This window comes from Caballeronia sp. LZ001, from assembly GCF_031450875.1.
Classification (GTDB): domain Bacteria; phylum Pseudomonadota; class Gammaproteobacteria; order Burkholderiales; family Burkholderiaceae; genus Caballeronia.
Genome location: NZ_JARTVX010000004.1, coordinates 782,787 through 808,105, shown reverse-complemented (window position 1 = coordinate 808,105; position 25,319 = coordinate 782,787). Strand labels below are relative to the sequence as shown.

At 61.3% G+C, this 25,319-nt stretch carries 32 protein-coding genes; 2 read left to right on the top strand and 30 right to left on the bottom strand.

Translation table 11 applies throughout. The annotated features are described in order from the left end of the window. The first annotated feature begins 57 nt into the window (after window positions 1-57). Window positions 58-843: a spherulation-specific family 4 protein gene (locus P9292_RS14205; RefSeq protein WP_309959626.1), complete on the top strand. Its 786-nt coding sequence runs from the start codon at window positions 58-60 to the stop codon at window positions 841-843. A gap of 43 nt (window positions 844-886) precedes the next feature. Here P9292_RS14205 and P9292_RS14200 read toward each other — a convergent pair whose 3' ends face one another. From P9292_RS14200 to P9292_RS14190, 3 genes are read right to left on the bottom strand one after another with little or no spacing between them, the layout of a single operon-like run. Further along, the gene (locus tag P9292_RS14200; RefSeq protein WP_309848310.1) at window positions 887-1,594 is read right to left on the bottom strand and encodes an SDR family oxidoreductase; all 708 of its coding nucleotides are present in this window, start codon (window positions 1,592-1,594) and stop codon (window positions 887-889) included. 50 nt (window positions 1,595-1,644) lie between these two features. Beyond that, window positions 1,645-2,478, bottom strand: coding sequence for a helix-turn-helix transcriptional regulator (locus tag P9292_RS14195; RefSeq protein ID WP_309959624.1), 834 nt, complete (start codon window positions 2,476-2,478; stop codon window positions 1,645-1,647). A 9-nt stretch (window positions 2,479-2,487) separates the two neighbouring features. Next, the gene (locus tag P9292_RS14190) at window positions 2,488-3,045 is read right to left on the bottom strand and encodes a carboxymuconolactone decarboxylase family protein (RefSeq protein ID WP_309959622.1); all 558 of its coding nucleotides are present in this window, start codon (window positions 3,043-3,045) and stop codon (window positions 2,488-2,490) included. Window positions 3,046-3,396: 351 nt separating this feature from the next. Here P9292_RS14190 and P9292_RS14185 point away from each other — a divergent pair, with 351 nt between their 5' ends. Next, entirely contained in the window at window positions 3,397-3,678 is a 282-nt protein-coding gene (locus P9292_RS14185; protein WP_309959621.1) for a hypothetical protein, read from the top strand. Window positions 3,679-3,794: 116 nt separating this feature from the next. On the opposite strand, the gene P9292_RS14180 is transcribed toward P9292_RS14185, so the two are convergent. From P9292_RS14180 to P9292_RS14050, 27 genes are all read right to left on the bottom strand, one after another. Continuing rightward, entirely contained in the window at window positions 3,795-4,415 is a 621-nt protein-coding gene (locus P9292_RS14180; protein WP_309959619.1) for a glycoside hydrolase family protein, read from the bottom strand. Continuing rightward, complete coding sequence (locus P9292_RS14175) at window positions 4,412-4,693, bottom strand: hypothetical protein (RefSeq protein WP_309959617.1); 282 nt, start codon at window positions 4,691-4,693, stop codon at window positions 4,412-4,414. Before P9292_RS14175 ends, P9292_RS14180 begins: the two co-directional genes overlap by 4 nt. Window positions 4,694-4,753: 60 nt before the next feature. After that, window positions 4,754-5,329, bottom strand: coding sequence for a hypothetical protein (locus tag P9292_RS14170; RefSeq protein ID WP_309848304.1), 576 nt, complete (start codon window positions 5,327-5,329; stop codon window positions 4,754-4,756). Beyond that, complete coding sequence (locus tag P9292_RS14165) at window positions 5,326-5,733, bottom strand: hypothetical protein (RefSeq protein ID WP_309848303.1); 408 nt, start codon at window positions 5,731-5,733, stop codon at window positions 5,326-5,328. The genes P9292_RS14170 and P9292_RS14165 overlap by 4 nt, the downstream gene beginning before the upstream one ends. 44 nt (window positions 5,734-5,777) lie before the next feature. After that, window positions 5,778-5,996, bottom strand: a complete 219-nt coding sequence (locus tag P9292_RS14160) for a hypothetical protein (RefSeq protein ID WP_309848302.1) — start codon at window positions 5,994-5,996, stop codon at window positions 5,778-5,780. 77 nt (window positions 5,997-6,073) lie between these two features. Beyond that, a complete protein-coding gene (locus tag P9292_RS14155; protein WP_309959615.1) occupies window positions 6,074-6,382 on the bottom strand; it encodes a hypothetical protein in 309 nt (102 codons plus the stop codon). Window positions 6,383-6,392: 10 nt separating this feature from the next. Continuing rightward, window positions 6,393-7,094 carry a hypothetical protein gene (locus P9292_RS14150; protein WP_309959613.1) on the bottom strand — a complete coding sequence of 234 codons (702 nt, stop codon included), beginning with the start codon at window positions 7,092-7,094 and terminating at the stop codon, window positions 6,393-6,395. Window positions 7,095-7,380: 286 nt separating this feature from the next. Next, a complete protein-coding gene (locus P9292_RS14145) occupies window positions 7,381-10,818 on the bottom strand; it encodes a phage tail protein (RefSeq protein ID WP_309959611.1) in 3,438 nt (1,145 codons plus the stop codon). Next, window positions 10,799-11,395, bottom strand: a complete 597-nt coding sequence (locus P9292_RS14140; RefSeq protein WP_309959609.1) for a tail assembly protein — start codon at window positions 11,393-11,395, stop codon at window positions 10,799-10,801. Before P9292_RS14140 ends, P9292_RS14145 begins: the two co-directional genes overlap by 20 nt. After that, the gene (locus P9292_RS14135; RefSeq protein WP_309959606.1) at window positions 11,392-12,144 is read right to left on the bottom strand and encodes a C40 family peptidase; all 753 of its coding nucleotides are present in this window, start codon (window positions 12,142-12,144) and stop codon (window positions 11,392-11,394) included. The genes P9292_RS14140 and P9292_RS14135 overlap by 4 nt, the downstream gene beginning before the upstream one ends. Beyond that, window positions 12,144-12,824 carry a phage minor tail protein L gene (locus P9292_RS14130; RefSeq protein WP_309959605.1) on the bottom strand — a complete coding sequence of 227 codons (681 nt, stop codon included), beginning with the start codon at window positions 12,822-12,824 and terminating at the stop codon, window positions 12,144-12,146. Before P9292_RS14130 ends, P9292_RS14135 begins: the two co-directional genes overlap by 1 nt. After that, window positions 12,821-13,906: a tail fiber domain-containing protein gene (locus P9292_RS14125; RefSeq protein ID WP_309959604.1), complete on the bottom strand. Its 1,086-nt coding sequence runs from the start codon at window positions 13,904-13,906 to the stop codon at window positions 12,821-12,823. Before P9292_RS14125 ends, P9292_RS14130 begins: the two co-directional genes overlap by 4 nt. Before the next feature lie 6 nt (window positions 13,907-13,912). After that, window positions 13,913-14,254, bottom strand: a complete 342-nt coding sequence (locus P9292_RS14120; protein ID WP_309959602.1) for a phage tail protein — start codon at window positions 14,252-14,254, stop codon at window positions 13,913-13,915. After that, window positions 14,254-17,106 carry a phage tail tape measure protein gene (locus P9292_RS14115; RefSeq protein ID WP_309959599.1) on the bottom strand — a complete coding sequence of 951 codons (2,853 nt, stop codon included), beginning with the start codon at window positions 17,104-17,106 and terminating at the stop codon, window positions 14,254-14,256. The genes P9292_RS14120 and P9292_RS14115 overlap by 1 nt, the downstream gene beginning before the upstream one ends. 79 nt (window positions 17,107-17,185) lie before the next feature. Beyond that, window positions 17,186-17,587: an HK97-gp10 family putative phage morphogenesis protein gene (locus P9292_RS14110; RefSeq protein WP_309959596.1), complete on the bottom strand. Its 402-nt coding sequence runs from the start codon at window positions 17,585-17,587 to the stop codon at window positions 17,186-17,188. Beyond that, on the bottom strand, window positions 17,580-17,885 hold the full coding sequence (locus tag P9292_RS14105; RefSeq protein ID WP_309959594.1) for a hypothetical protein: 306 nt from the start codon (window positions 17,883-17,885) through the stop codon (window positions 17,580-17,582). Before P9292_RS14105 ends, P9292_RS14110 begins: the two co-directional genes overlap by 8 nt. Before the next feature lie 2 nt (window positions 17,886-17,887). Then, complete coding sequence (locus tag P9292_RS14100; protein WP_309959592.1) at window positions 17,888-18,274, bottom strand: hypothetical protein; 387 nt, start codon at window positions 18,272-18,274, stop codon at window positions 17,888-17,890. Between the two features lie 5 nt (window positions 18,275-18,279). Beyond that, a complete protein-coding gene (locus P9292_RS14095) occupies window positions 18,280-18,714 on the bottom strand; it encodes a phage tail tube protein (protein WP_309959589.1) in 435 nt (144 codons plus the stop codon). Between the two features lie 7 nt (window positions 18,715-18,721). After that, the gene (locus tag P9292_RS14090) at window positions 18,722-19,075 is read right to left on the bottom strand and encodes a DUF3168 domain-containing protein (RefSeq protein ID WP_309959588.1); all 354 of its coding nucleotides are present in this window, start codon (window positions 19,073-19,075) and stop codon (window positions 18,722-18,724) included. Further along, window positions 19,068-19,304: a hypothetical protein gene (locus P9292_RS14085; RefSeq protein WP_309848287.1), complete on the bottom strand. Its 237-nt coding sequence runs from the start codon at window positions 19,302-19,304 to the stop codon at window positions 19,068-19,070. Before P9292_RS14085 ends, P9292_RS14090 begins: the two co-directional genes overlap by 8 nt. Continuing rightward, on the bottom strand, window positions 19,297-19,629 hold the full coding sequence (locus P9292_RS14080) for a phage head closure protein (protein ID WP_309848286.1): 333 nt from the start codon (window positions 19,627-19,629) through the stop codon (window positions 19,297-19,299). Before P9292_RS14080 ends, P9292_RS14085 begins: the two co-directional genes overlap by 8 nt. Next, window positions 19,626-19,982 (bottom strand): head-tail connector protein, encoded by a 357-nt coding sequence (locus tag P9292_RS14075; protein ID WP_309848285.1) that lies wholly within the window; start codon window positions 19,980-19,982, stop codon window positions 19,626-19,628. Before P9292_RS14075 ends, P9292_RS14080 begins: the two co-directional genes overlap by 4 nt. Next, window positions 19,972-20,160, bottom strand: coding sequence for a hypothetical protein (locus tag P9292_RS14070; protein ID WP_309848284.1), 189 nt, complete (start codon window positions 20,158-20,160; stop codon window positions 19,972-19,974). The genes P9292_RS14075 and P9292_RS14070 overlap by 11 nt, the downstream gene beginning before the upstream one ends. A 62-nt stretch (window positions 20,161-20,222) precedes the next feature. Further along, entirely contained in the window at window positions 20,223-21,437 is a 1,215-nt protein-coding gene (locus P9292_RS14065; protein ID WP_309848283.1) for a phage major capsid protein, read from the bottom strand. 27 nt (window positions 21,438-21,464) lie between these two features. Beyond that, complete coding sequence (locus tag P9292_RS14060; RefSeq protein WP_309959587.1) at window positions 21,465-22,322, bottom strand: head maturation protease, ClpP-related; 858 nt, start codon at window positions 22,320-22,322, stop codon at window positions 21,465-21,467. Between the two features lie 3 nt (window positions 22,323-22,325). After that, entirely contained in the window at window positions 22,326-23,594 is a 1,269-nt protein-coding gene (locus tag P9292_RS14055) for a phage portal protein (RefSeq protein ID WP_309959585.1), read from the bottom strand. Continuing rightward, on the bottom strand, window positions 23,594-25,312 hold the full coding sequence (locus P9292_RS14050) for a terminase large subunit (RefSeq protein ID WP_309959583.1): 1,719 nt from the start codon (window positions 25,310-25,312) through the stop codon (window positions 23,594-23,596). The genes P9292_RS14055 and P9292_RS14050 overlap by 1 nt, the downstream gene beginning before the upstream one ends. Between the last annotated feature and the right edge of the window lie 7 nt (window positions 25,313-25,319).

Genomic DNA, 25,319 nt, shown 5'->3' with positions numbered 1-25,319 from the left:
TCAGGAGGCTTAATGCTGAACGCAGCTTTGAAATGCTTGAACTGTCTGAAGTGGGCAATGCCTCTCGCCGCCTTGTTGGGCACCGCTAGCACGGCCTTCGCGGCCACAACGGTCAATACGGCCAACACGGTCAACACGGTCAACACGGCCACCAGCGTCGTCATCCCCTCGTATTTCAATGCCACGAGCAGCGTCTCGAACTGGAACAGCTTGACCGCCACCGCGCGCAAGGTTCCGACCACGGCCATTCTGAATCCGAACAGCGGTCCCGGTATCAAGGAAGACGTCGCCTATGCCGCCGCCGTAACACGACTTCATGCGGCGGGCGGCAAGGTGATTGGCTATGTATCGACGTCGTATGCAAAGCGCTCGCTTTCGGCGGTCGTGGCGGACATCAACGCGTACGTGACGCTTTATAAGGTCGATGGCTTTTTCATCGACGAGATGACGGCCGATAGCCAGATGTCGCACGTCCAGTTCTATCAGTCCATCTACAACTACATCAAGGGATTGAAGTCGACATACTCGGTCATGGGTAACCCGGGAACGAACGTTCCCGAGCTTTATGCGAGCCTGCCGACCGCCGATCAGTTCGTGGTCTTCGAAAGCACGGTCAAGAGTTACGCGCGCTATCAACCGATGAGCTGGCAAGCCGCGTATCCGAAGAACCGCTTCGTGCATATGGTGTATGGCGCAACGGCCGCGCAGTTGCCGGGCGTCGTTCAGTATGCGAAGACACATGGCGCGGGCGGCGTGTATGTCACGTCGCTTGCCGGTTCGAATCCTTATAAGGCGCTGCCGCCGTATTGGGATCAGGAAACGGCGGACGCCATCGCGCCTTGAGATCACGGCCACACGAAGCGACGCCGGACACAGGGCATCGCATTCAAAGCGCCCGAACGATTCCCCCATCGACGCGGATGTTCTGTCCGGTGATATAGCCCGCGCCGTCCGACAATAGAAACGCCACGGTCTTCGCAATCTCTTCGGTCTTACCGAAGCGCCCTGCCGGAATGCGTGCGACGATCTCCGGCGTTTCCGGCCAGCTATCGATAAACCCCGGCAGCACGGAATTGATGCGAATGTTTTCCGCCGCGTGCCGCTCCGCATAGAGGCGCGTGAATGCGCTCAACGCCGCACGCAACGCCGATGAAACCGGCATCACCGGCTCCGGCGCCACCGCTGCGAAGCTCGAAATATTGACGACGGCGCCGCCGCCCTGCTTCTGAAACACCGGCGTCACGCGGCGCAGCACACGCACCACGTTGAGGATGATGAGGTCGAGGCCTTCGTGCCATTTGGCGTCGTCGAGTGCGAGGAGATCGCCTTTGGGCGGATGCCCCGTGTTGTTCACCACGGCATCGATGCGGCCGTATTTTTCGAGCGTACCTTGCACGAACTTTTCGATATCCGCGTCCTGCGCCACCGAACCCGTCATGCCGAAGCCGTTCAACTGCTCCGCGAGCGTAACGGCGCTGCCCGAAGGCGACATCAGCGCGACTTTGTAGCCGTTGGCCGCGAGTTCCTTCGCGATGGCCGCGCCCATGCCCTTGCCCGCCGCCGTGATCAGTGCAACCTTGTCCGTGGTCGTCATACGTTTCTCCTTCATAGAGTCGAATGAAGCACTCTATGCGCTGCAAGCGCCTATGTCGAGAACGTCGCCAAATGCCGCGCTTCCGTTGCATCGTCGGCGGGAAAGAGACACTCGATGCGCAACTCCTGCGCGGCGATGGTTCGCGGCGTGCCGACCGTCGTCACCATCGAGAAGTAGTCAAGCACCGTACCTTCGAAAACGAAGCCGAGCGGCACGACCGGCAACGCGGAAGCGCCGCGCGATACTTCCCGCGAGCGCCAGTCGCGCGGCACATCGGGATAAGCGAGCAAGGCATCGAAGAGATTACGCGTGCCTTCATCGACAAACTGCCCTACTGCTTCGCGATGCACGCGTTGCAAGAGACTGCGCGCGACGTTATCCCAGTCCGCGATGAACGGGCGCATGCCCAGCGGATCGAACATCAGATGCAGCATGTTGCGCGGCCCCGTGCGCTCGGACATATCGATGAAACGATTGAAGAAGCGCGGCGCGGCAGCGTTGGTCATCAGCACGTTCCAATGCCGGTCCATGACGATGGCGGGATAAGGCTCGTGCTGACGCAACACGCGTTCGAGCGCGCGCACGACGCCCTGCATCTCTTCGGCGTTCCACGGCGCATCGGAGTAGAGCGGCGCGTAGCCTGCTGCAAGCAACAGCGCATTGCGCTCGCGCAGCGGCACGTCGAGCGTCTCGGCAAGATCGAGTACAGTCTGCCGGCCCGGCACGCTGCGGCCGCTTTCGATGAAGCTAATCTGCCGCTGCGATACGCCCGCGTCCAGCGACAAGCCGAGCTGACTCACGCCGCGCACATCGCGCCAGTAACGCAGCAGGTCGCCGATAGCGTTCGACGTTCGACTTTTCTCGGCGTGAGCGGCTGCCGTCATGTGCCTTCCTCAACGTGTCGGCGCTTGCCACGCATACTCGGCGAACTGCGCTTCGAGCGGCGGTTGCGTGACGCTACCGGTGTAGTTCGTAATGGTCGATGCCGCCACGACCGCGATTACATCGAGCATCTGCGCGGCGCTGAAGCCGGCATCGATGAAACGCTCTTCGTCGGCGCGATCGATCCGGCCGCGCTTGTCGATGAGCGTGCGCGCCAGCGCCGAGAGCGCGGCGAGGTTTACATCGGCGGGCAAGCGTGCTTCGCGGATGGCATCGACATCGGCGCGGCTCACGCCCTGTTGCAACGCGAGCGCCGTATGAAACGCGGCGGCCCATTCGCTGCGGTTCGTCACCGCGTTGGTGAGCAGCAGCGTCTGAATCTGCGGCTCGCTGAGCCTGCTCGCGTGCACGCGCTCGAACAAGCCGATGAAGCCATTGATCAGCGTGGGCGATGCAGCCATCGCGCCCGCGATGTTCGGCACGAGGCCGAAGGTTCGTTGCAGGCGTTCGAGCACAGGCTTCGATTGCTCGGGGGCGGTTTGAATCGTATGAACGGTATGGTTCGACATGAGAGGCTCCTTGTTCTCGAACGGTGCAGCCAACATGGCTGCACCGCGATGATGAGAGAGTAGGAGCGCGCGTGAGGCTCGCCAATTACATGGCATGTAATTAGGCGTTTTCGCGCTTTTCTCTTTCCTGTCATCCACTTAGGTTCGTTTTCCGCACGAAATCGCATGCCCTGAAATGCACAACACGGCACTAATAGAATCAAAGACATACAGCGGCATTCTAGACGGCGTTACTTTCGGTCGCCTAACTTCCAGCCGCAGTGCGCGATGCCCATTTTAAGATTCGCCGTCACCTGGTCAAGGAACGGTCGAGACATCGCCCGCACGTCGGCATCGGTTGGCGTCTCGGGCTTGAAATACAAGCAGCTGTTGTCGATCAACCTAAGCGGGCCCGGCACCTCTTTGACCTGTTCCGGGGTTGTCTGCACCGGAGCCGTGGAGCAGCTTGAGAAGCTCATCGCGAGCAGCGTCATCGTCGAGACGCGCCTGATTGTTTTCCACATCGGTTCTCTCCTGCGCGGCGACTGCCGCAGTTTTTGCCGCGTCGGCGTCGGCTTGCACATCCGCCGTCTTGCGAGCGTTGAGGTTGTCTTCGGCTACTTGCTGCTGTGCCTTGGCGGCCGCGACGGCTGATTGCGCCTGCTGCCTCGTATCGGCGACCGTCGCTTTGGCGTTCATGTGCGTGAGAACCGCCCACGCGCCCACTAGGCCAGCGACGATCCATGGCCCAAGTTTCATCACGAGTTCAATCATTTCCCGTCCCTCATCATGTTGGCGAGGCGCAGCGCGCGGCCCGGCTTCGCGGCCGTGCCAATGCCGACGTCTTCGCGCGCCCACTTCGAATCGAGCATCTCAGCGGCGGCCGTCGAATAGTTCGCCGTGCGCGCCGCGGCGAGCGTCTTCGTGAACCCGAGCAGACGTCCGATTCCCATGTTGAAGCACATGTTCGCGATGACCCGCTGCCGGACATCGTCAAGCGCACGCCACCACGACAGGTTGCGGTCCAGGTCGACGTACACGTCGTCTAGGTCGTCCTCAAGCAGCTGATCGACCTGGCTGTCCGAGAGCGGATAGGTCCACCCGGCCGGCAGCGGCTTCGCGTTCAGGTTGTGCCCCACGCCGGTAGTCGGAATACCCTTCGAGTCGAGGTAGCGGGTGTATCGCACGCCCTCGTCGCGGCGCAACTCGTCGACGAGAACCATCTCGTTCTGCGGCGTCATCGTCGGGAGTCGGGACGACAGAGATACGGCGGGCGCGGAAGGCGCGGGCGCAGGTGGCGGAGGAAGCGGCTCAGGCGTCGGCAAGGGCTGGTAACCACCGCCCTGCTGCTTTGGCTTGAACAGCGCGAGAACAGCGGCGAGCCAGCTCATTGCCGCGCCTCGCTATCGGCCGGCACGCGGTGCAGTGACGTGTAGCGGATCGCGATAAAGCTCAGACCGAAGAGCGTGTATGCAATCCACTGCTGGACGTTCTGCGGAATGACGTCGCGCAGCTCGTGCGGCATGCCGGACCACGCCTGAGCGATGAGCGGTCCGGCGCCAGCGAGCGCGGTGAACGCTGCGCCAGCGATGACGGTGCCGCGCTTATGCAACTTCTGCCACCCATCGGCGAGCGTGAGACGAACTTGGGTGAACGGGATCAGAGGCATATGCCCTCCAGAAATGAAAAACCCGGCGCGCGGCCGGGTTGGATGTGAAAGCGTGGTGGTCTAGCGGCGGTTACCCGCCCATGGCGTCGGCGGGACTGCGGCTGTCGGATGCGTTGCGGTGTCGAGTTTTTTCTCGGTGGCCTTCGCAGCTGATGCAGCTTCAGTCGCCTGCTGCTGCACGGCGTCGGTCTTGACGAGGATCTGCTCGGTCTTCTGCGCGGTCACGGCGGCAGCGACGGCCGCCTTCTGTGCCGCAGCGATGGCAGCAGCCTGCGCGCGCTCGCGCTCCGCGGCGCGTCGGTCGTTCTTCGCGTCCATCTTGTCGAGCGCTTCGCCAAACTTCGCAATCGCGTCCGCAAAGTTGTTCACGTCGATGGCGTATTGCGCCGACTGTTTGCCGAGCCGCTGCTCATACTCGAGCTTTTGCGCAGCGAGCTTGTCGTTCAAGTCGCTCAGGTTCTGCTCGTTCTTGCTCGCCTGCATCGTGCTGCCAGCGAATACGCCAGCGACGCCCGTGCAGAGCGCGCCGAAGAGCAGGATCACGCAGACCCACGGCAGATGCTTCGCACGGAGGAAATATGCCTGCTCGATGTGGACGCCGTCATGCGACGCCACAGGTTCGGTCAATTCGGTCATTCGGTCACCGTGATGCGGATGGGCGGATAGACGTTGCTCTCGTCGCGCCCGACCAAGTTGTTTTGGAAGCGCGACACGTTGCGATACTCGTAGTCACCAGGCGGAAGCGTTGCGGGGATCTCGAACGCTGAGCTGCGCACGGCGCACCCCGCCTTCGCCAGCGTGGCGGTGCCGCGCAGCGCGATGTATGCCTTGCGATTCACGTCGTATAGCGACGGCGACTGCTCGGCGTAGATGTCGCGGTCAAGACATACATTGCGCCGCACATACATCCACTCGCCGCGGTGAAACGAAGCGCGCGGCGTGCCGCCTTCATCGAACGCTGCAGCCGGGCCGGCATGATAGGGATTGCCGCCGACAAGCGCGATGTACAGGAACGTTGCGGCGCTAACGATAAGCGTCACGGCGTAGGCACCTCCAATCAAGATCTGGTTCCGGTCTGCAGGACTCATTTCACGATCACCTTTGCGAGCAGGGCTGATAAGACAGCGGTCAAAGTCGTGCCGGCAATCGAATAGACGAGGATCTTCACCACGGTGAACTCGGTCTTCGTGATGAAGGTATCCATCCGCACAGCGATGCCAGCCTTCCATTCACGCAGAGCAGCAAGTTCCTCGCCGTGCTCGGATACTTTGTCCCGCAAGCCCGACAGTTCATCAGCAGGCATTCAACACCCCTCGTAAGCCGGTTTTCCGGGCATAAAAAAAGCCGCCCGAAAGCGGCTCAGTCTCTCTGGCCTGTTGTTCAGTCGGCGATCTGCGCGCCGATGAAGTTCGCGCGCGCCGCGGTCGGCGACGTCTTGTCATCAGCGGCCGCGACAATCTTCTGCTCGGCATACTCGCGCGGATCGACACCTGCCGTCGGCAGTTCCGAGAACTCGATCGACTGGCTGAATACCGGCTGCTTGCCGTCCGTGAAGGTTTGCTGATTCACGAACGATTCCAACTGCGCGGCGCTGCGCCCATTGCGATAATCGATGGTTACCTGCTGGACGACGTGAAAGCTCGCCGTGGCGCCGGTGCCGGGCGTCACGTAGTCGATGATGAGAGACATGGATCAACTCCTAGATGTTTGCGACGTCTAAAACGAGATAGTCATATGCCGTATGGAATTGGCCAGGCGGCACGTTCTGATTGACCGAGTACTGCACGACCGCTGAAGGCATCATGGCAAACGTGATGTTAGTGCCGGAGAAAGTCGGCGCGACCTGTTCGAGCGCACCGAACACAGTGATCGCCGGCGGCTGACCGGTTGCATTGTTCGTCACCCGGAAACGTAGTTGCCCCTGCACGACGGCAGGCAAACCAGAATAAGACCGTGTAAATCCTGCTTCAATGGGATCGCTCAGATTGCCATTGCCGCGAACCGAATCCAGAACCCGCATGTACTTCGAGCGCGAATCAAATACGAGACTGCCGGCGCTGTTGAACACCTGCAAACCGTAGTTTCCCGACCGCGTCGCCTGCACCGGATCATCGAAAATCCAATACTGGACGATCTGGCTATTCCCCTTTACCAGGAACAGATACGTGATGTTGCCGTTGGCGATTGTGGTCTGCCGTAGATAGCACGCCACTGGACAACGAAACGCCATCACTGGACTAACTCCAGCGCTTACGGTCACCGTCGCATAAAACCAGTCGCCCTGCGCCGTTGCGGTCGTTGCGGCGACCGAACCTTTCGCGCGCAGAGCAAGATTCTTGTACGTGCTGTCGATCTGAAGCACGTTCGACTGGTTATAAACTTGCAGCCCAAAATCAGGCATTAGAAGACCCCGTACACGACAGAGACAGACCTCGGATTCAGACCGTTGGCGTCGAACGACCACGAGATGACATTGCCGCTAAGCGACACCTCCGGCGGCGAGCTCGACGCATTCAGCGGATCAGTGTCACGGACGCTGATGAACGGAGAGCCTGTCGAAAACATCGGTACGGTAAGCGAGCCAGCGCCTGTACCGGTGTCAAACTGTCCGCCGTAGCGCGTAATGCGATCCGTGACGGACAGGACCACATTGCCGGACTCGTCATAGCAAGCAACGCCGTATGCCATTACGGTATGTATCCCACTCGGACGCGAAGCGTGCCGGCAGAGTCATAAACCTGCTGGCCGTTTGCGTTCAGGAGGTTTCGCCCGCCGCCGCCGGTGCCGTTGATCTCGAACGATCCCGCCTTGTTGATCTGCCAGCCCTGTTGTCCGGACACGAAGTTGTCGCTCTGAATCGTGCTGCCGATCATCGCGTTCGTGATCCAGCCTGTGCCAATGAGCGCCTGGCTGATGAATACTTGACCGCCTTGAATGACAAAGGGAAGCGTCACGACCGAGCCATTCGGATCGAGCACGGCGAAGCGACTTGCAGCGACCAGCACTTGCGACTCGACTACCCCGCTGCTGTTGTCCACGCCGACGCCGACGCCCGCGATGTACGTCCGCCCATTCGAAGTGATCTGCGTCTTGATGGTGTAGGAAGCCGCGACTCGGCCGTTCAGGTCCGCGTAGGCGTTTGCATTCGTCTGCACCGCTGCCGAAATCGGCGGAATCTGATTCGAAACGCTAGTCACACTGGCCTGAACATTCGTGATTTGCGTCGCTTGCGCGCTATCGGCATCGATGCGCGCCTGCGTTTCGGTCTGGACCGCCGCAATCAGACTCGAGTTGTTCGACGTGATCTGCGCCGTCACCGTCTCGACATTCTTGGCGATTGCGAGATCCGCTTCGGCGCGCGCGCTCTGTTCGGACCAGACGCCTGCATAGACCTGCGTCGAACCAGCGTAGTCGCCAGTCGAGCCGGCCAGCGGCGGCACTAAAACCTGTGCGCTAACGACATCGATGCGGCTGGACAACGCGCTGTCACCTTGAATGCGCGACTGAGTTTCTTGGGTGATGGCCGCGGCGGTCTGGGTGACACTCTGCTGCAAATCTGGGATTTGTTCGATCTCGGATAGCAAATCCTGCGCAAGTTGCGTGGCGGTGATCTGTCCAAGCAGGTACGTCAGGATCGCGTCGGCGTCGTCGCTCGATGCCCCGAGTACGCCCGCGTTCGGGTCCGTCGGATACCACGGCCCGATGTTGCCCGACGTGTCTACGAGCCGGCCCCAGAAGAAAAACTGCTGTCCTGCCGCGAGCCCCATCAGATGCGCTTGCGACTGCGGGTACGCATAATCCGCCTGCTTCACTGCAGTCGACCGGTCGTTCGTGCGGCTGTACCAGATCTCTGAGCGCTGCGTATCGCCGGCCGAGCCATCCGCTGGAAACGTCCAATCGACCTCAATAGCGAAGATCTGCGAGATGGTCGTGAGTGATGTCATGGACGGCGGCGGGCTCGTCTTACCGGTGAGTTGCGTATCTACGCCATACGCCGGCACTGACGTGACACCCATCGCATTCTGCGCCCGCACGCGCGCGAGATACGTGCCCTGATAGATACCCGGCACTTCTGCCTGCAGCCCGCCCGTCGAGCTGACCGTTACCCACTCGCCGTTGTCCTTGCGCCACTCAGGCAGATACGAAACGGCCTTGTCGGCCGCATCCCACGCGATGACCATGGTCGTTTTCGAGATGCCTTGGTCGATCGTCGAATAAGTCGACACGCGCACATTCGTCGGCGGCGGCTGCACCGATGGCGGTATTACCGTGATCGGTCGCACCTGGATTGCGGCGCCGTTATCGATCGCCGCGTACTTGCCAGGCTCGTACTGGGTAGCGTTGACCGTGTACGTGATCTGGCCATCGTCGTCGGACTCCTGCACGCTCACGACGCGGAACAGTTGCGCGGCCAGGTCCAAACTCTCGAGCATCCACACAGCGCCGGCCGCCGGCTGAGTGTCGAAGGCGGCAGTCACCGTGACAGCATCACCGGCCGCACCTTGCACCGTGCGCGCCTGCGCGACGCCCGACGGTAGGATCACCGTGAGCTTGTCGCCAGCGGCGACGGTCGGTGCTTTGTCGAGCGTAATGACGCGCCCGTTGCTCGCGCGAATGCGCCCGCCCGTCCGTCTTCCTGCCTTCGCCGGATCGGCCACGGCAATGACACTGCCCGGCGGGCAGAGCGTACCGTCGAGGCCGACATTGAAAGAGACGGTGTTTGTCTCATAGCGGCTCGTGAGCAGAGTCCACAAACCGAGTCGATGAGCTTGCCCCTGCGACGTCGTGCCAAACGCGGTGATTTCGGCCTTCATCACGCCGTAGCGCGCCATGCCGTCTTCATCCGGCACGTACTCGACGGCCTGCTGATAGCCGTTCGCCGGATCGTTCCAGCTGATCAGTGCCGTCGTGTAGCGCGTCTTGCGCGACGAGCCGACATACTCGAAAGTCCCGTTCACCACGTTCGCGGCGGTGTAGACGTACTCGGGATCTTGCGGCATGTCTGCGTTGGCGACGACCTGCCCTGGACCCCAATATGCGATGCCGCGGAACACGGTCGCCAGGTCTTGCAGAACCTTGTACGCATCGGCGCGCGACTGGATGACAGCGTTGCACGTGAAGCGCGGTTCTTGCCCGCCCTTCCCGTCCGACACCATGACGTCGCAATACTGCGCGATCTGATACAGATTCCACTTGTCGATCATGGACGCGTCGACGAGTTTCCCGAGACCATACCGGTCGTTGATCACTAGGTCATAGAAGATCCACGCCGGATTATCGGTCCAGGCCGTCTTAAATGTGCCGTCCCAAGTGCCTGCGTATGTCCGCGTGTCGACGTCATAGTTCGTCGGAACGCGGATGATCAGGCCTTTTATGTCGTATGCACAGATGGGCACCGAACTGAAGGACTGAGCATCGAAAGACAGGCCGACGAGCGCGCTCATCGGATAGCGCAGCTTCCGATCGATGATCTCAGTGATGGCTTCAATGTTCACCGTGTCGGCGATCAGAGAGCTGTGCGCATTTGCCGTGAGGCGCCGCACGCGCACAAGCCAGCCGGTCGTCGCCGGCGGCAGTTCTATGCGCACGCTGCGCTCATAGAGCGACGTCGTTTTCCCGTCGAAAGCGCCGCTTAGCACCTGCGCATATGCCCCGCCATCAACTGCAACGTCGATCGCATACTCGATTCGGTAGCCGGTGACATCCCCCGTCGATTGGTTCGACTGTTGCAGTTGCGGCACGCCGAAGCGGATGCGCGACGCTGTGAGCTGCACGTTCTGGAGTTGGTGAACCCACGGAGTGTCCGACGTCAACGCAGTGTTGACTGTAATTTCGTTTTCGACAGCCGGAAAACCTGACATGAAGGTCTGGTCTTGCGTGCCTGTCCGCGTGTCGACTGAATAGTTCGTGAAGTTGGTCGAGCCGTCGCTGTTTTGAATCGGCGTGTCGTCAAGATAGATCGACTGCAAGCCGCTAACCAAGCCGACGATCGGGCCTTCAGAGACGATGTCAAGCACCCTCGCCGTCGCGGTCGAGCGCAGGCTATCGGGCGATTCGGTTGCCGTGCTCGACGAGCCGCCGCCCTTGGAACCGTAGAGGCGCATATCAGGCTTGGTCCTCTGCATAGATGCCCGCGCTCGCTCGCTTCGAGCCGACGCGCATGCGGCCGTAGACGATCGGTACGCAGTCGCCCTGCGCGGCGCTATTAACGGCGCCGTTGAAGTAATAGGACGTGCCGTTGTCGCCGCTCGAACTGGCGAGCCCGCTTGTCTGTGGACTCAGCATCTGGATAACGCCACCGAGCGCCATCGATGCGCCGAGTCCAAACACCGCGCCTTGAGTGAGCGCTGCGATGCCGAACGCTCCGCCGCCCGGCACGAAGAACGATGCGGCGATTAGCGCTGCCCCGAGCAAAGTCTGGAACAGGCCGCCACTCTTACTCCCGATAATGATCGGCGCGATCCGAATCTCATCGTCGCCGACAGGCTCAGGAAGTTGGTCCTCACCGAGATTTCGCTTGCCGTTGAAGACTGCGAACGTCAGGCCGTTGTCTTTTGCGTTCAGCATGAACCTCTTGAATCCCGGAACGATGACGCTGAGCGCGCGCACCGCCTCGGCCGTCGACGCCACCGCAAGCCGATGCACGCGGCCGAACTGCGAAAGCGGCCCGTAAAGCCGAATGGTCCGGAGTTTGTCGCTCACGACTGCGTCTCCTTGTATCGAAGCACCGTGCGCAGCGCGTGCGCCCACATGCCACCCCAGACGGTTCGACCCGACAGACGGCCGTGCATGTGATGCAGCATCACGTTGTCGCCAAGATAGATGCCAGCATGGTTGGGCACGTCGTTCTTACTGCGGATCTGCATCAACAGGACATCACCCGGTTGCAGTTCGGCATCTTGGCCGACATCGATGAAGCCGGCCTCAGCGAAGTGCTCCATGTAAAGATTCGACTTGCCGTCTTCCCACCAGAGGTCATCCCGCTCGAAGTCCGGCAGATCGATGCCGCGCTCGAGTTTGTACCAGTCGCGCACGATCGAATAGCAGTCGAGTGTGCCGTGCGACCACTCACGACCGATGAGCGGGGCGATGTAACCGCTCGGGCCAAAATCGCACCAGTCTTCGGCACCGACAGAGCCGTCATGCTGGATGCCGATTGAGATGATCACCCACTTATCGATGCCGCTTTTTTCGGCGATGGCTTTGTCAGCCATGCTCGGGCGCGCCGGCGCTCCGGGATGCGAATGCACGACAGCGAGGATCGGTCCCATGTCTTCCGCGAGCGCGTAGTCTTCCGGCGACATCACGAAGTGCTCGCCCGGCGCGGCAGAGAGATTGCGGCACGGGACATAGCGCTCGACGCCGTCGTGCGCGACGACAAGTCCGCACGACTCGCGCGGGTACTCCGCGAGCGCATGATCTGCGATCGCTTTCTTCGTCTCTTCGTTCATCAGGAAAGGGTGTCGCTGAGAAAGCCGCCGAACGACAGCGGCTGGTTCACGCCAAAGCGGCATTCACAGCCGCTGATTCGTTTGCTGCATCGGTCTAGAGCCGGATCGCTTACCGGCTGATCGTTCGCGTCGAAGTAAGCGCTGCCCGTGTAACCACAGTTCGCATCACGGTATTGCCATTGACAGATGGTCACGATCTGCCGCGCGGGCAGCTGCTGGCCTCCGAAATCGAGCGCGCTCGAAAGCGTGAATTCGACTTGCACGTTCGTCTCGCTGCTCTTCTGCTCGACGTACCAGAGCTCAGTCGCCATCTCTTCAGACGGGTCCGCAGTCTGATTGCCGCCTGGGAAGTTGACGGCGTCGAGATACTTGCTAAGCGTGCGACGGCGACGCACCTTTGCGCCCACGAGATCGGCGAGGAAGACGCACAGCGCCGAGATCGTGCCGCCCGTGTTGCCGACCGTGAGTTTTGGCTCGGGCTGCTGCGCGTCAGACGTGTGTTCGAAGCCAGTCCCTTGAATCGGCCACGGCTTATATTCGTTGCCCTGCCAGAAGATCGAAGCCGTCTGCAGATGGCCTTGGAAGCGCAGCAGGTCTCCGCCGATCGCCGTGCAGTCAACTTCGAACAACTCGACCAATGCACCCGGTTCGAGCTGTTGAATGTCAGCACCGATGCTCATGCGGGCCTCGCCTCCAACGCCTCGACGCGCGCAATCGCGCTCCGTAGGGCGGCGTCTGTCTCGAGTAGCCCCTGCAACAAAGCGCCGACCATATTGGCGTACTTGACGCCGAGCAGTGGTTGGTCGCCGGGACGCGGAGGACCATCGAGATCTTGGGGAAGTTCCTGAACCAGCTCTGGAAATTCAAGTTTCACTTCCTGAGCGATCACGCCGACGCCGCGTTCGCCGTCCATCGTGTAATAGACGCCACGCAAGTTGCGCAGCTTCTGCATCGCGCCCTCGATCGTGCTGACATCGTTTTTCAGCCGCAGATCCGACGTCTGCGACAGTACGCTGCAAGTGATCGGCCCGTAGGCGGCCTGGTTAAAGTTCACGACCTCAAACGCGCTTCCTGTTGCCGAGCAACGAACCACAAGCGACGACGCATTATTGTTGCTATTCAACCCGATTGACCCGTTTCCCGTTAGGCCGCTGACGTACAGTGGCGCGTCGTTAAAGTTGTTCGACGCCGGGATTTTCGATATTACAACCTGCGCCCCGCTGAAGGTCTTTGTGCCGGTTATGGTCTGTGCACCGGCGGCAACAATAGGGCTAACGAGGTTTCCACTGTCCCACGGGGTAAGTCCGCCCCAAATTGGGCGCGCGTTTAGGGTTTCGCTGTCCGAGTTGCTGCGCCCCCGCATCAGTACCGCCCACGCATGTACACCATCCGTGTCCATTAGCACGGATTCACCCGCATTCAGCTTCGAAAGCCCCACCGCATCGCCCGAACCCACCGTAATAGCGAGCGTTACAACAGTTGCTCCGATATTGCGCAGGTGAATCACCTGGTCGGCCGCACACGTGGCCGCAGCCGGCAGATTCACCGTGCCCGCACTCGCGAGATTGATGTTCACACGCTTGCCGACATGCGCGATCGTGAGCGCCTGCGGGGCTGTTATCGTCGCGGGATTGCTCGTCAGCGCTATCTGCGTGTTCAGCACGTCAACGTTCGCGTTGGCCTTCGTGTTTGCACCGCGCGCGGTGTCGCCGTCAACCGCCGTCGGCGGAGTGCCGAGGTTGACCTTCTGGAGTGTGCTCATCGAGGTTTAAGGTGCGTAAGTCTGGTCAAAGGTTGCGGTGATCGTGTAGGTGTTGCCGTCTTTCGTCGGCTCACTCCACGTCTCACAGGTGAACAGCGCCGGGGATGTCCATAGAAGCGGCGTCCACAGAAACGCGGTCGCACCGGCATGCGCGCGCAGGAAAGCGAGAATCGCGCTGATGGTCGCGGCGTCCGCAACGAACTGAAGGCTGAAACTTGACGACGCGTTATTCAGCCCATCAGCGACCCGCTGGGCGTATCCATCGCCAAATTGAGCTTTGCGCGTCTTCAGCGTCGTGCTGCCCGACGAGCTCGCAACGGTCGGCTTCCAGATGAATGTGTCGGCCATTACGCGATTCCGTTCTGCATCTTCCACAAGGCGCCGCCCTGACGCCGCTCATTCACGACAACGGCTCTCACCGCCGCCGTGATCTTCTTCTGCAGATCAGCCGCGCCCGATGCGTTCGCCGCGTCGCTTGATCCGCCCTGCACCGACACCGGCGCCGAGACGTTGATGTCGCCGCCCCGGCCGCTCGACGAACTGGCCGCCGCTCCGACATAGCCGCCGCTAGCGAAGCGCGCCGCGCCGGTCACATGCCGGCCTTCGTTCGCCGCATCGAGAGCGCCGATGCCGATGCGCCGCACGGCGTCCGCGCTCATCACGTATTCGCCGTTCGACAGCCACGCCGCGATCGAGTCGCTCGTGCCTGAGCCCGGCCCGCTGACATGCCCGCCCGAAGCCAGGTGAAAAGGCGTTGCCGTAACCGAACCGGAATAGCTCGCCGATGCAGCGCTCGCGAGAGTGCTATCTCCCGCCAAACCCAGCCCTGCCGACGTCGAGCCCGGCGAAAAGAACGAACTGATTGCGCCTGCCGCGAAATTGAACAGCCCCGAGATTGCGGCACGCGCCTGGATGCGCGCGATGTCAGCAATGACGCTCGTGGCAAGACTCGAAAAGCTGAGCTTGCCGGTCGTGACGAACGTAGCGAACGCGTCTTCCATTCCTCGGAAAGCATCCTGAAACGTCGTTGCCGTCGACGCTGCCACGTTCGCCGCGTCATCCGCGTAGTCCGCGAGCGCGCGCTGCGCGCCCGTCGTCCAATCAGCGTTTGCCGCGCGGATGTCGGCCGACGACTTCTGCGCGATTGCGACTGACTTGAGGTAGTAATCCTGCGTCGCGGCGAGCTCGTCCGCGTACTGCTGAGGATCGATCTTGTTTTCGGTGCGTTGCTTTGCGAGATCTGCAACCTTGCGGTCATAGTCTTGACGGATCGCTATCTGCTTGTCGTAGTCTGCCCGCGCGTTGCTTCCCAAGCTCAAGCCGGTCAGCGTGTTGTCTGCGGCTGACTGCTGCGTGGCAAGTTGCTGCTGCAGCGCGTCGTTGTAGACCTTCAGGTCAGCAATGCGCTTCGCGGCAAGCGTCGCGGTGTCATTGGTGTACTTTCTGTCGTTTTCCGACATCGACTGCCGAACGGCCGTGATGTCGTCGGCATACTTTTTGTAGGCCTCTTTATTCTTTTCGCCCTTCGCGATTTCGAGTTGCTTTTGGTCGTCGACAAGCAACTGCTGATATGCGGTCTGGCGCGCCTGGTGTTCTGCGTCAAGTTGCTGCTGAGCCGTGATCAAGCCCTGCTGACGCTGGCTTTCGATGTCCGAGATCGAGCTCTTCAAGGCATCGCTGATGCGTTTCTTGTCCGCATCGAGCCCGTCGAGTTGCGCCTTTAGCGCCTGCTGCGCGGCGGTCGCCGCCGCCGCTGCCGCCGCCTTGGATCCATTGCGGCTCTGATACTGCTTTTCGATCTCCGCGAGGTTATTGGCGTGCCGCTGCTCTGCGGCAACGTAATCGGTTGCGGTCTTGTCGAGATCCTTCGTTGCCGCCGCGAAGTCCGCATTTTCCTTCTTCAGCGCGAGATTTCGCTGGTCGAGCGGCGTTGCATACTGGGTGCTGCTGAGATACTTGTTCACGGCAACTGCCGCGTCGCCGCCGGCGGCGGTCTTTGCTTGGGAAGCCGCGTTTTTCTGCTGCTGAGCCGCGACATTTTGCAGCGCCGCAAGCTGCTCTTTCGCGGCAATCAGCCCTTTCTGCGCCGCCTGCGCGCCGAGACTGCCCGGGAAGGCAGCCATGCGGTTAACGTTAGCTTGCGCGTCCGCCACCCGTTGCGTCGCATCAGCAAGCTTGTCCGCGTTCGACGTTGCGACGCCGATCTGGCTGATGTGGTTGATCGTGTCGATGACGTCAGCTTTCAGAAGCTGCCACGCTTTCTGAATGACGCCGATGTTCTCCTGGGCATGTTCCTTGAACTGCTCATGCGCCTGATCCATGCCCTGCAGGATCGCCTTATAGGCGGACGCGCTGTCGCCCGTCTTGATGTAGTTCTCGATGACGTCGACTTGCGCCGCTGAGAACGTGTGGTACTGAGATTGCAGTTCCTCAAGTGCTTTCTGCGGATCCTTCGCGAACTGGATCAACGCTTCTGCCGCCTTGTCCGCTGACACGCCGGTGTCTTCTGCGAACTCTGCGGTGACCTTCGTCGCGAGCGCGAGCTGGTCAGCCGCGATTTGCCCGCTCGAAACTAGCGCGGTCATGGCAGCCTGGACAGTCGTGATCTGCGAGCCGGTTCCCGCGATAGCTTTCGCCATCGCGTTGAACTGGTCGTAGGTCAGGCCGAGATAGCCGTTCGTGATCTGCGCTGCATGCGCCAGATCATTCATTGAAGCCGCGCCTTTCACGACCTCGTAAATGAAGCCACCCACGACGGACGCCGCTGCTCCAATAGCGACACCCGCGCCGCTAAAGACGAGAGACAGCGCGTCGGTGCGCTCGGCCAACACGAGCAGCGAGCCGCCGAAGTTCTTCCACGAGCCGGTCGCAGCCTCGTGACCGAGCACGGCAAGCTCGCGCCGTGCCTCGCTGGAATTCAGGCTGAAAGAGTGAGCAGCTTCCCCCGCCTTCGAAGACGCTTGCTCGACTGCCTGAATCTGGGCGATATACGCGGCAGCTGCATCGGAGACGCCCATCTGCGCCGCCTTCAACGCGAGCATCTGCGACGTCGTCTTGCCCGCCGAGTCGGCGGCGCGCGCGAGGCTCGACACGAACGAGTTGATCGATCGAGCGCTTGCCTGGCTGCCATTGGCGGCCGCTTCGGAAATAGCGCGTTGAGCGGTGGCCACGCGCTGCGCAGCCTGATCTTGCGTCTGCATGAAGGCTTGCGCCGACCTGCGGGCAGAATCCAACTCGGACCGATAGCCGCTCGCGTCGGCTGTGACCCGCGTTACGCTCTCATTTGCCACTGGTTTTCGCCTTGATTTCGGTGTCTATGGCATCAGCGACAGCCTGCGCCGCTGCCTTCTTTTTCGCCTCGTACGCGGGACGCTTGAATGGCTTCGCAGCCATCTTCGACGTGCCGTATTCGACGAATCTCAGGTAATACGCATCTTTCAACCACGTCACGATGTACGAGGCGATCTTTCCTGTGACGGAGTTCTCAGCGTCATAGGCGATGACGAGCGAAGCCGCGCCCTTGCCGCTATCACGCGGTATGCGCAGCTTCTCTTCCGCCAAAAATATGTTCGCGCCGGTGAGCGCCGCCTTGCGCAGCGTCGATTCACTCACGGCGACGTCGAGCGAGTCGAGTTGCGCGGTCAGCGCCCCAGGATTCGCAACCTCGAACGCCTTAACCATGCAACGAGCCTCCGAACAGCGTGGCGCGTATCAGATTCGACTGCGCTACCGGATCAGCAAGCAGGACCGGACCTTCTTCCGCGCGCGGCGACAGCCCATCGATCCACGGAATCACGTCAGAGGGGCCAAAAGGTGTTGGCCGCTTCTTCGAATCCCGGTTCACGTTGTATGTCGCGGCCGCGATCACGCCGGCGCGCATGTCGTCCATCTGCGTGCCGAATGGCTCGATCTGGTAGTACGCGAGCCATTCATTGAATTCCGCGCTGTCGACTTCCGTCTGGCAGCGCGCGACCGACATGCCTAGTTCGAGGGCAAGTCGGAACCAGAAGAGCCGCTCAGGGCGGCGTCGGAGTTTTTTTCTGCCGTCTCCGTGGCGACCTGCCCGATGCCGTTCAGCGCCATCGATGCGGCGGCGATGCGCGAGATCACTGCTGCGCTACGCTGCTGCAGAAGCGCGATGTCCTCCGTCGTGAAGAGCGGCTTGCCGTCGTCGCCGACGGCCGTCGCGACGACGAGCGCTGCCTCAAAGTAGCTCGGCGTCTTGCCGCTGTCGGCGGTGGCCTGGCCGAACGCGTCGCGAGCGGCGCCGGTCATCACCTCAATGGCGACTTGGCCGCCCCATTCCGGGACGTCGACCGTTGCCTGCTTCAGGTCGTTGGTCGCGAAGATTTGGTCACGTGTCAGCATAGTGATCAGCTCCCTGCCGGCACGTCCGTCACGTCGCCGGTGATCGTCAGAGCGACCGTCGAGGTGAGAACCGTGTCAGTGCCGCCGGCGATCGGGAACGACTTGACGAACGCGAAGAACGTTTTCGCCGAGCCATCGGGCAGGCCAAGCTTGAATTGCTTCGACGTACCCGCAGCGCGCGCCGCGAGCATGGCGGACTGTCCCGGGTCGGAGTAGTTCACATTCAGGTCGAGCGAGAACGAGCCGTTGTCCTGCAATCCGAGCCGCTTTTCCTTTGCGGTGGAATCCAGATCGGTGACGTCGATTTCGGTCGCCGTGCCGTCGAAGCCGCTATACGACTTGACGTTCGCGACCTTCGTCCACGTCGGTTGCGCGGCGCCGCTCGCGGCGGTATTGACAGAGAACGAACTGCCCTGGGAAGAGATTGCGGTGCTGGTCATATTTTCCTCAGACGGTGAACCAGATGGAGATGTCAAGACGACTGCCATAAAGCTTCGTGTCATCCTCGTACTCGCTTACCGGCGAGCCGATTGGAGTTCCACGAACAGGCGCGGCGGTCAGCGCCTGAAGAACCTGCTGCATGAGTGCCCCCGCTGCGGCGCGCGTTGTCGCCCAGACGTTGACTTGCATTCGTTGGTTTTGCTGCTCATTCAGACCGTCGAAGGTCGTTTCATCGACGCCGCCGACGGCTTGATATGTGATGTACGGCTTCGCCACGCTGGCAGGCGCGACGTCTGGATAAACGCGATCCGCGACGAGGCCACGCGTCGCCGTATAAACGATCGATTCAGCGCTAGCCATCTTGTGCCTGCCCTTGCAGCGGGCACTGCATGTCAACGTCGAACTCCATGATCACGACGCTCATCGTGGTGAACTGGCGTGGATCAACGTTGATTTTCACGTCGGACACGCCCGCGATATGACGTCCATCCGGAAGAATGAGTCGTTTCCCGTCACCGTCTTCTACAAGGCGAAGGCGCACCTTCTCTTTGCTTCCTGCGAACGGCGCGCGCGCAACGATGCTAACCATTGTTGTTCCCTGTGGTGCACGGCAGATCGACGTATTCCCGACCCGCTAGGTCCGGCAGCGGCGCGCCGATGTTGAACACAACGCCATCAACGATCGCGCGCATGCCGTTCGTTATGTCCGTTCGATAGCGGATTCGAATGCTTGCCGACGCGGTGCCGACGTCAGCGTCTGACGTGAGCGTTTCCTTGCCATTCAGCATGAGGACGTTGCACCATACCGTCGCGACTTCCGTCCATCCTTCGATGGGCTGACCAAGATCATCGAAACCGCCGCCGTTGCGCTCGATGCGCACGCGCCGGTCGAGATCGCCCGCGCGCAACGTCATACACCGAGCCCCGCGCGGAATGGCTGAAGCAGCTGCTTCGAGCCGACCGGCAACTGCATGACGCTCGACGACGTACCGACCACTGCATCCTCGCGATAGGCATAAAGCTGGCCGAGGATCAACAGGATCGCTGCGCGGATCGCATCGTTGATCAAGATCGGATCGGCACCGGCCGTGCCGTCAAGCACGGCGGCGGCCATGTCTTCGGCGTTGGCGAACAGTTCTCGATTCAGAAACTCGCTCGCCGTACGGATTGCCGCGCTCAGATACAGCGCAACTAGATCATCGGCAACGCCCGCGTCCTCGCGCAGATGCGCAAGCGCGGTGGCAACCGGAATCAGTTCAGCCGCCATTTCGCGCCTTCGGCTTCGAGACGGGCTTTTCTTCCAGCACCAGCTCTTCGGAAGGCTTCGTCGACGGCTTGTCGATCAGCCCCTTCGTTTCGAGCTCCCGCGCGTGCTGCTCATTCGTCGTGAACTCGGTCTTCACTTCGCCGTTGTGAAACACCGGCCGCTTCGTCTTCACTTTCATAGCAGTCTCCTAACCAGCGGCGCACTCGGCGCCGCTGGCGTTAGCTTGCAAACACCGCAGGCTTAGGTCGCCGGCGTGAACGAGCCGTACACGAACGCTTCAGGACGCTTGACCGCCAGTGCGAGACGCTCTTCGCAACGAACCGTGAGCATGTTCTTTTCGAAGTCGTCGTTGTTCTCGCTGGAGATCACGACGTTCGCATCTTCACGGTCGAAGATTTGTGCGCCAGCCTGGAATGCGCCGGTGAGGAACTTGCCCAGGAAAGCCGGGGTTTCCGTCGGGACGACCGGCAGGCCCCAGAGCGTCGGCGACGCGAGGCGCAGCGGATTCGCAAACAGGTACTGACCCGTCGAATCCTTCGTCAACTCGACCTTCGCCCAGTCGACGAAATGCAGCACGAAGCCGGTCGCGGGATAGCGCGCAAGCTGCGCCTGAAGCATTGCGAGACGCAGATCGTCGATGCCGGTGCCGTTCGCGACTTCGAACGCGGGATTGAATGCCGACGCTTGCGGAACGATGCCGTGCAGATGCGCACCCGTGCCGTCGCCGAACAGAATTTCCTGCTCTTCGACGTAGCTGAGCCCGTAGCGCATCTCGGCATCGACCAGGCTCGACAACTGCGAGAAGTCATCCATGATCTGCTTGGACGCCTTGAACAGGTGAGCGATGGTCGTCACGGGCGTGATCTTCGTCGCGAATGCGATCGTCGATTCCGGCTTCTTCGTGTTTTCCGGCACGACTGCGGCATTGTTCGTGAAGCCCGTCTCCTGCACCCAGAAGATCGCCGGAGCCGTGGTGCGGCCACCCGTGATCAGGTCACGAATGAACAGACGCTGCTTCGGCGCCACGTCGATGTTCGTGTCTCGCTGCGGCTGCACCACGCCATCGGCGACGCCGGGGCTCGTGAGCGCGGCGCGCACCGGGATGCTCAGGCGTGCGCGCTCGTTGCCTGCGATGCGCGCCTTGAACTGGTCCAGGCCTTCGTTCGCGACGACTTGCTGACCGAAACTCTTCGGCATCTCGCGCGCGGCCGGACCGGCGTTGCGCACGGCTTGTTGCTCGACTTCGCCGAGGCGCGACTTGATCTCGTCGGCGGTGCCCTTCAGCGCATTGAAATCGGTGGCCAGCTTGTCGACCGACGCCTTGGTTTCGGACGACAGCGTGCCGGCGTTTTGCGCCTCCTTCAACGCCTTCTCGGCTTGCGTCGAGAATTCGCTCGACACCTTGTTGAGCTTCGCCGTGACGGTGCCCAACAGTTCTTCAAGTTCCTTATCCATTCGATACTCCAGTAGGTCTGTGACGCCTCAAAAAGCCGCAAGCGCGAGCTTCAGTCGGGCGATTACGTCGGCTGCATCGGCCGACACGGTTTCGGTAGCGTCACGCGTACCGGGAGCGACAGCGTTCTGCGTGCCGCTCTTGACTTCCTTGATGAGTTGCCGGCGCTCGGAGCGCGGCACACCCTGCTTTGCGAGCAATGCATCGATGCGATGCGCCGCGATGCTCTCGCGCGCGCTCGCATTCGTATCTTTTTTCGTGGCGTCGGAAGGCAACAGGCCGTCCGCGAAACCCTTGGCGACCGCATCCGATCCACCGATCCACGTCTCGGCGTCGAGCATGCTTTCGATTTCTGCCGTTTTAAGGCCCGTGCGCGCTGCATAGATGTCAGCCATCGCTGCGTCAAACGGCGCAAGCGTCTCAGCCGTCGCGATGAGGTCGTTCCGATTGCCGATCGCAACCACCCAGGCGTTGTGAATCATCAGGAAGCCTGCACGCGCAACTTGCACTTCGTCGCCGGCCATCGCGATGATCGACGCCGCCGAAGCGGCGAGCCCGAGAACGCGCACGGTGACCTGCGCCGGATGCTCGCGCAGCAGGCTATAGATCGCGAGACCTTCGAACATGTCGCCGCCCGGCGAATTGATGTTGACGACCACCGGATTGCTGCCGATCGAGCGCAACGCCGCGCTAATCCGCGCAGCCGTCACGCCGGAGCCGTCCCAGTCTTGCCCGATGACGTCGAAGATGCTGATAGTCGCTGCGTCATCACTCGCCGCCGCGCGAATGCCGTTATCCCAGTTCTCCACGGCACGCGCCGAAAGTTCCGAGCGCGCGCTCGGGCGCACCGCCATGCTCGGAGCGGTGGGAAGTCGTTTCAGGCTCATGTGTTATTTCCCGGTTGGTTCGGGCGTAGGTGCAGGCGCTGCTTTGCCAAGCTGATCCAGCGGAATCATGTTCGACTGGACCGTGAAGACATCGCCGCCCTGGAAAGGCGGCAAGTTTTCTTTCTTCCGGACGTCATTACGGTTTTGCCAACCGTTTTGAAGCGCCGATGTGTAGTACTGCGCGCGGGCAGCGCTGTCGGCACGCAGCAAGCCTTCGACGTTGAACTCCGCGTAAAACTTGTCGCGCTCAAGAGCCGTCAGCAGGGCGCCGCCGATCTCCTGCTCGATGTTTTCGAGCCAGAAGCGCAGCGTGTACGTCAGAAACTGCTGGTTCATCTGTTCCGACGAAGACGCCCACGACGACGACTTATCCGTGTGACCGACCATAGTCGGATGCACGCGGAACCAGCGGCAGATTTCTTCGATGTCGAAGCTCAGCACCTGAAGCATCTGGGCGTCGGCCGGACTCATGCTGATCTGTTCGAACTTCGCGCCCTCTTCAGTGACCATCACCTTGCCGGCATTGGTCGACCCTTGGAACGTGGCGAGGGACTTCTTCAGCGACTCACGCTGCTCCGGCTTCAGCGAGCCAGTAATGGCTAGCACGCCGGACGCCGCCATTCCCTGCGCGAAGGATTTCGCGGCATATTCATTCGCCGCCGTCGCCTGGCCGAGCACTTCGCGTGCACACGCCACCGGCGACAGACCGATCAGCCCATCCGTGCCGAAGCCACGAATATGCATCACCTGCGCCGCGCTCAGCGTGCGCTGCGTCCCGTCGAGGTCGTTATAGACGTATTGAAGCTCGCCGGTCGTCAATTGCTTGACCACCATGCGTTGTGGCAACAGGATTTCGAGCGACACGATCCGCGCGCCGAGGCGCTTGATCTCAACGTACGCATTGCCACGCAACAAAAGACTCGCCATCACCGACAGCCAAAACCGCGCAGCGGTCATTTGGCTGTTCGGTCGCACGCGGAGGAGCGTATAGAGCGGATGATCAACAGCTGGTACGCGCGAGCCGTCGCCAAGGCGCTGGAAGAACCCCATCGGCAGCGTCGACACAGTCTCTGCTAGCAGTCGGACGCATGCCCACACCGCCGAAAGCTGCAGCGCCGCGTCGACGCCGACGACCTTGCCAGCAGCCGATTGGCGGTTATAGAAGTCGTTCCAGAATTCCGTGTTGGTCAGGTCGATCGTGCCGCCGGAAAGCCAGCTGACCAAAGCTGCGCGCACGCGGCCCGGGCCCGCATTTTTCGGCTTTCGTGCCATTAGACGCCCACCATGATCATGTTGTTTATCCATCCACCGCTATCGCTTTGCCCTTCGAGCATCGCGCGACCGATGGCCATAATTAGCGCTACGGCGCCGTCAATCTTGTTGTCGTTGCCCTGTTTGATGGGGCGCACGACATCGTCGTTGCCCGGCAGGTTCTTTCCGACCACGTTGCTTACGCACCAGGTCATGATCGGGTTGCCGTCGTGATGGAACCGGCCCGACGTAATGGCGGCCTCCAATTCCTTCATCGGATCGGACATGTTCGTGTAGTTCTGAATGATGGTGACCGGCGTCAGGCCTTCATCCTCTAGCTGATGCGCGAGGTTCGTCGCACCGTGCGGGTCCATCGGGACGCACTGCACCGGACAACTGTGATTCGACAAGACCGCTTCGTGCTGAATATCGCGATAGTCGATTTCCGCGCCAGCCGTCTCAAACAAATGCCCGGTGTTGACCCACTTCTGATACCGCTCGGCCATGCGGCGATTCTCGGTGTTCTTCACCGTGTCTTCTGGCACCCAGAAGCGCGGCGCCACGCAGTAATAGTGACGGCGGCCGTCGATGTCGCGCCAGAAGAGCCGCGCCATGCTGTTCAAGTCGAGCTTTCGCGCCAGATCGAGCGCGAGAATGCAGTCCTGCCCTTCGAATCGCTCAAGCGTGAGCGTCGAATCCTCGCAGTTCTTCCAATCTTCGAGGTTGAAATAGCCTGCTTTCGCAGACGTCCACACATTCAGATGCTTCGTTTTGAACGTGTTCGTGAACCGCGCCGACTTGATCGCGCGCTGCTGCTGACTCTCCAGATACTCCTGATAGACCGAAATCCCGATGTTGGGGTTGGCTTTCGCCAGCACGCGCGGGTCGGTCCATTCGTCGCCTTCGTCGATGGTCCATATCCAGCCGAACAGCTCGTCGTCGGGCACCGTGCCCTCGAGCATTTCGATCGTCTGCCGCCGCTTGTCGTAGCACGGCCCCTCGATATTCGCGCCCGCCGTCGTGATGATGAACATCAACGGTTGCCGCCGCGCGCCCATGCCGGTCAGCATGGTTTCGTAGAGAGCCGAACTGTCGTGCTCGTGGTACTCGTCGACGATCGCACACGATGGCGAAGCGCCGTCTCCCGGATTGCCGATCAACGGCTCGAAGCGGCTGCCGTCTTCCGGCTTATTCATGTTCGAGGCGTTCACCTCGATGCCCGCGGCCTCGATGAGCAGCGGAGAGCGCTTTACCATCAACCGCGCGGGCCGAAACACCTCCCACGCCTGCTTTTCTGTGGTCGCGCCAGCGTAGACTTCGGCGCCGAACTCATCGTCGAGCACGAACATTCCGATGCCTACGCCCGCCGCGATGACCGATTTCCCGTTCTTTCGCGGCACCTCCCAATAGCTTTCGCGGAACCGCCGCTTGCCCGTTCGCTTATTCAGCCATCCGAACGTGCACATCAGGCCGAATTTCTGCCATGGCTCGAGGGTCACGAGCTGCCGTTTGAACGCCCACTCGCCCTTCGTGTGCGGCATGAGTTCGATCAGCGCCAGCTTCTTCTCAGCCGTCGCCGGGTCAAACTTCCACTTGAATTCTTTCTTCCTGCTCGCCGCGAGATCATCGAGATGTCGCTGACATGCAAGCACTACGAGCCGACCGGCCGCGCGCTTGCCGCGCACGACGTCGCGCGCGAACTGGAGCCCCTGCTCCACGCGCGGATACGTTGTTGCCATCGTTTGT

Coding starts and splice junctions, on each gene's coding strand:
- P9292_RS14050 (WP_309959583.1), bottom strand. CDS start 25,312: ATGGCAACAACGTATCCGCGCGTGGAGCAGGGGCTCCAGTTCGCGCGC.
- P9292_RS14170 (WP_309848304.1), bottom strand. CDS start 5,329: ATGACCGAATTGACCGAACCTGTGGCGTCGCATGACGGCGTCCACATC.
- P9292_RS14145 (WP_309959611.1), bottom strand. CDS start 10,818: ATGCAGAGGACCAAGCCTGATATGCGCCTCTACGGTTCCAAGGGCGGC.
- P9292_RS14115 (WP_309959599.1), bottom strand. CDS start 17,106: ATGCAGACGCAAGATCAGGCTGCGCAGCGCGTGGCCACCGCTCAACGC.
- P9292_RS14070 (WP_309848284.1), bottom strand. CDS start 20,160: ATGAAAGTGAAGACGAAGCGGCCGGTGTTTCACAACGGCGAAGTGAAG.
- P9292_RS14100 (WP_309959592.1), bottom strand. CDS start 18,274: ATGCTGACACGTGACCAAATCTTCGCGACCAACGACCTGAAGCAGGCA.
- P9292_RS14130 (WP_309959605.1), bottom strand. CDS start 12,824: ATGAGCATCGGTGCTGACATTCAACAGCTCGAACCGGGTGCATTGGTC.
- P9292_RS14125 (WP_309959604.1), bottom strand. CDS start 13,906: ATGAGCACACTCCAGAAGGTCAACCTCGGCACTCCGCCGACGGCGGTT.
- P9292_RS14075 (WP_309848285.1), bottom strand. CDS start 19,982: ATGGCGGCTGAACTGATTCCGGTTGCCACCGCGCTTGCGCATCTGCGC.
- P9292_RS14055 (WP_309959585.1), bottom strand. CDS start 23,594: ATGGCACGAAAGCCGAAAAATGCGGGCCCGGGCCGCGTGCGCGCAGCT.
- P9292_RS14180 (WP_309959619.1), bottom strand. CDS start 4,415: ATGAGCTGGCTCGCCGCTGTTCTCGCGCTGTTCAAGCCAAAGCAGCAG.
- P9292_RS14175 (WP_309959617.1), bottom strand. CDS start 4,693: ATGCCTCTGATCCCGTTCACCCAAGTTCGTCTCACGCTCGCCGATGGG.
- P9292_RS14090 (WP_309959588.1), bottom strand. CDS start 19,075: ATGGCTAGCGCTGAATCGATCGTTTATACGGCGACGCGTGGCCTCGTC.
- P9292_RS14060 (WP_309959587.1), bottom strand. CDS start 22,322: ATGAGCCTGAAACGACTTCCCACCGCTCCGAGCATGGCGGTGCGCCCG.
- P9292_RS14150 (WP_309959613.1), bottom strand. CDS start 7,094: ATGCCTGATTTTGGGCTGCAAGTTTATAACCAGTCGAACGTGCTTCAG.
- P9292_RS14160 (WP_309848302.1), bottom strand. CDS start 5,996: ATGCCTGCTGATGAACTGTCGGGCTTGCGGGACAAAGTATCCGAGCAC.
- P9292_RS14205 (WP_309959626.1), top strand. CDS start 58: ATGCCTCTCGCCGCCTTGTTGGGCACCGCTAGCACGGCCTTCGCGGCC.
- P9292_RS14065 (WP_309848283.1), bottom strand. CDS start 21,437: ATGGATAAGGAACTTGAAGAACTGTTGGGCACCGTCACGGCGAAGCTC.
- P9292_RS14105 (WP_309959594.1), bottom strand. CDS start 17,885: ATGTCGGTCGCGCGCTGCCAGACGGAAGTCGACAGCGCGGAATTCAAT.
- P9292_RS14110 (WP_309959596.1), bottom strand. CDS start 17,587: ATGGTTAAGGCGTTCGAGGTTGCGAATCCTGGGGCGCTGACCGCGCAA.
- P9292_RS14200 (WP_309848310.1), bottom strand. CDS start 1,594: ATGACGACCACGGACAAGGTTGCACTGATCACGGCGGCGGGCAAGGGC.
- P9292_RS14080 (WP_309848286.1), bottom strand. CDS start 19,629: ATGACGTTGCGCGCGGGCGATCTCGACCGGCGCGTGCGCATCGAGCGC.
- P9292_RS14085 (WP_309848287.1), bottom strand. CDS start 19,304: ATGGTTAGCATCGTTGCGCGCGCGCCGTTCGCAGGAAGCAAAGAGAAG.
- P9292_RS14195 (WP_309959624.1), bottom strand. CDS start 2,478: ATGACGGCAGCCGCTCACGCCGAGAAAAGTCGAACGTCGAACGCTATC.
- P9292_RS14155 (WP_309959615.1), bottom strand. CDS start 6,382: ATGTCTCTCATCATCGACTACGTGACGCCCGGCACCGGCGCCACGGCG.
- P9292_RS14120 (WP_309959602.1), bottom strand. CDS start 14,254: ATGGCCGACACATTCATCTGGAAGCCGACCGTTGCGAGCTCGTCGGGC.
- P9292_RS14190 (WP_309959622.1), bottom strand. CDS start 3,045: ATGTCGAACCATACCGTTCATACGATTCAAACCGCCCCCGAGCAATCG.
- P9292_RS14095 (WP_309959589.1), bottom strand. CDS start 18,714: ATGACCAGCACCGCAATCTCTTCCCAGGGCAGTTCGTTCTCTGTCAAT.
- P9292_RS14135 (WP_309959606.1), bottom strand. CDS start 12,144: ATGAACGAAGAGACGAAGAAAGCGATCGCAGATCATGCGCTCGCGGAG.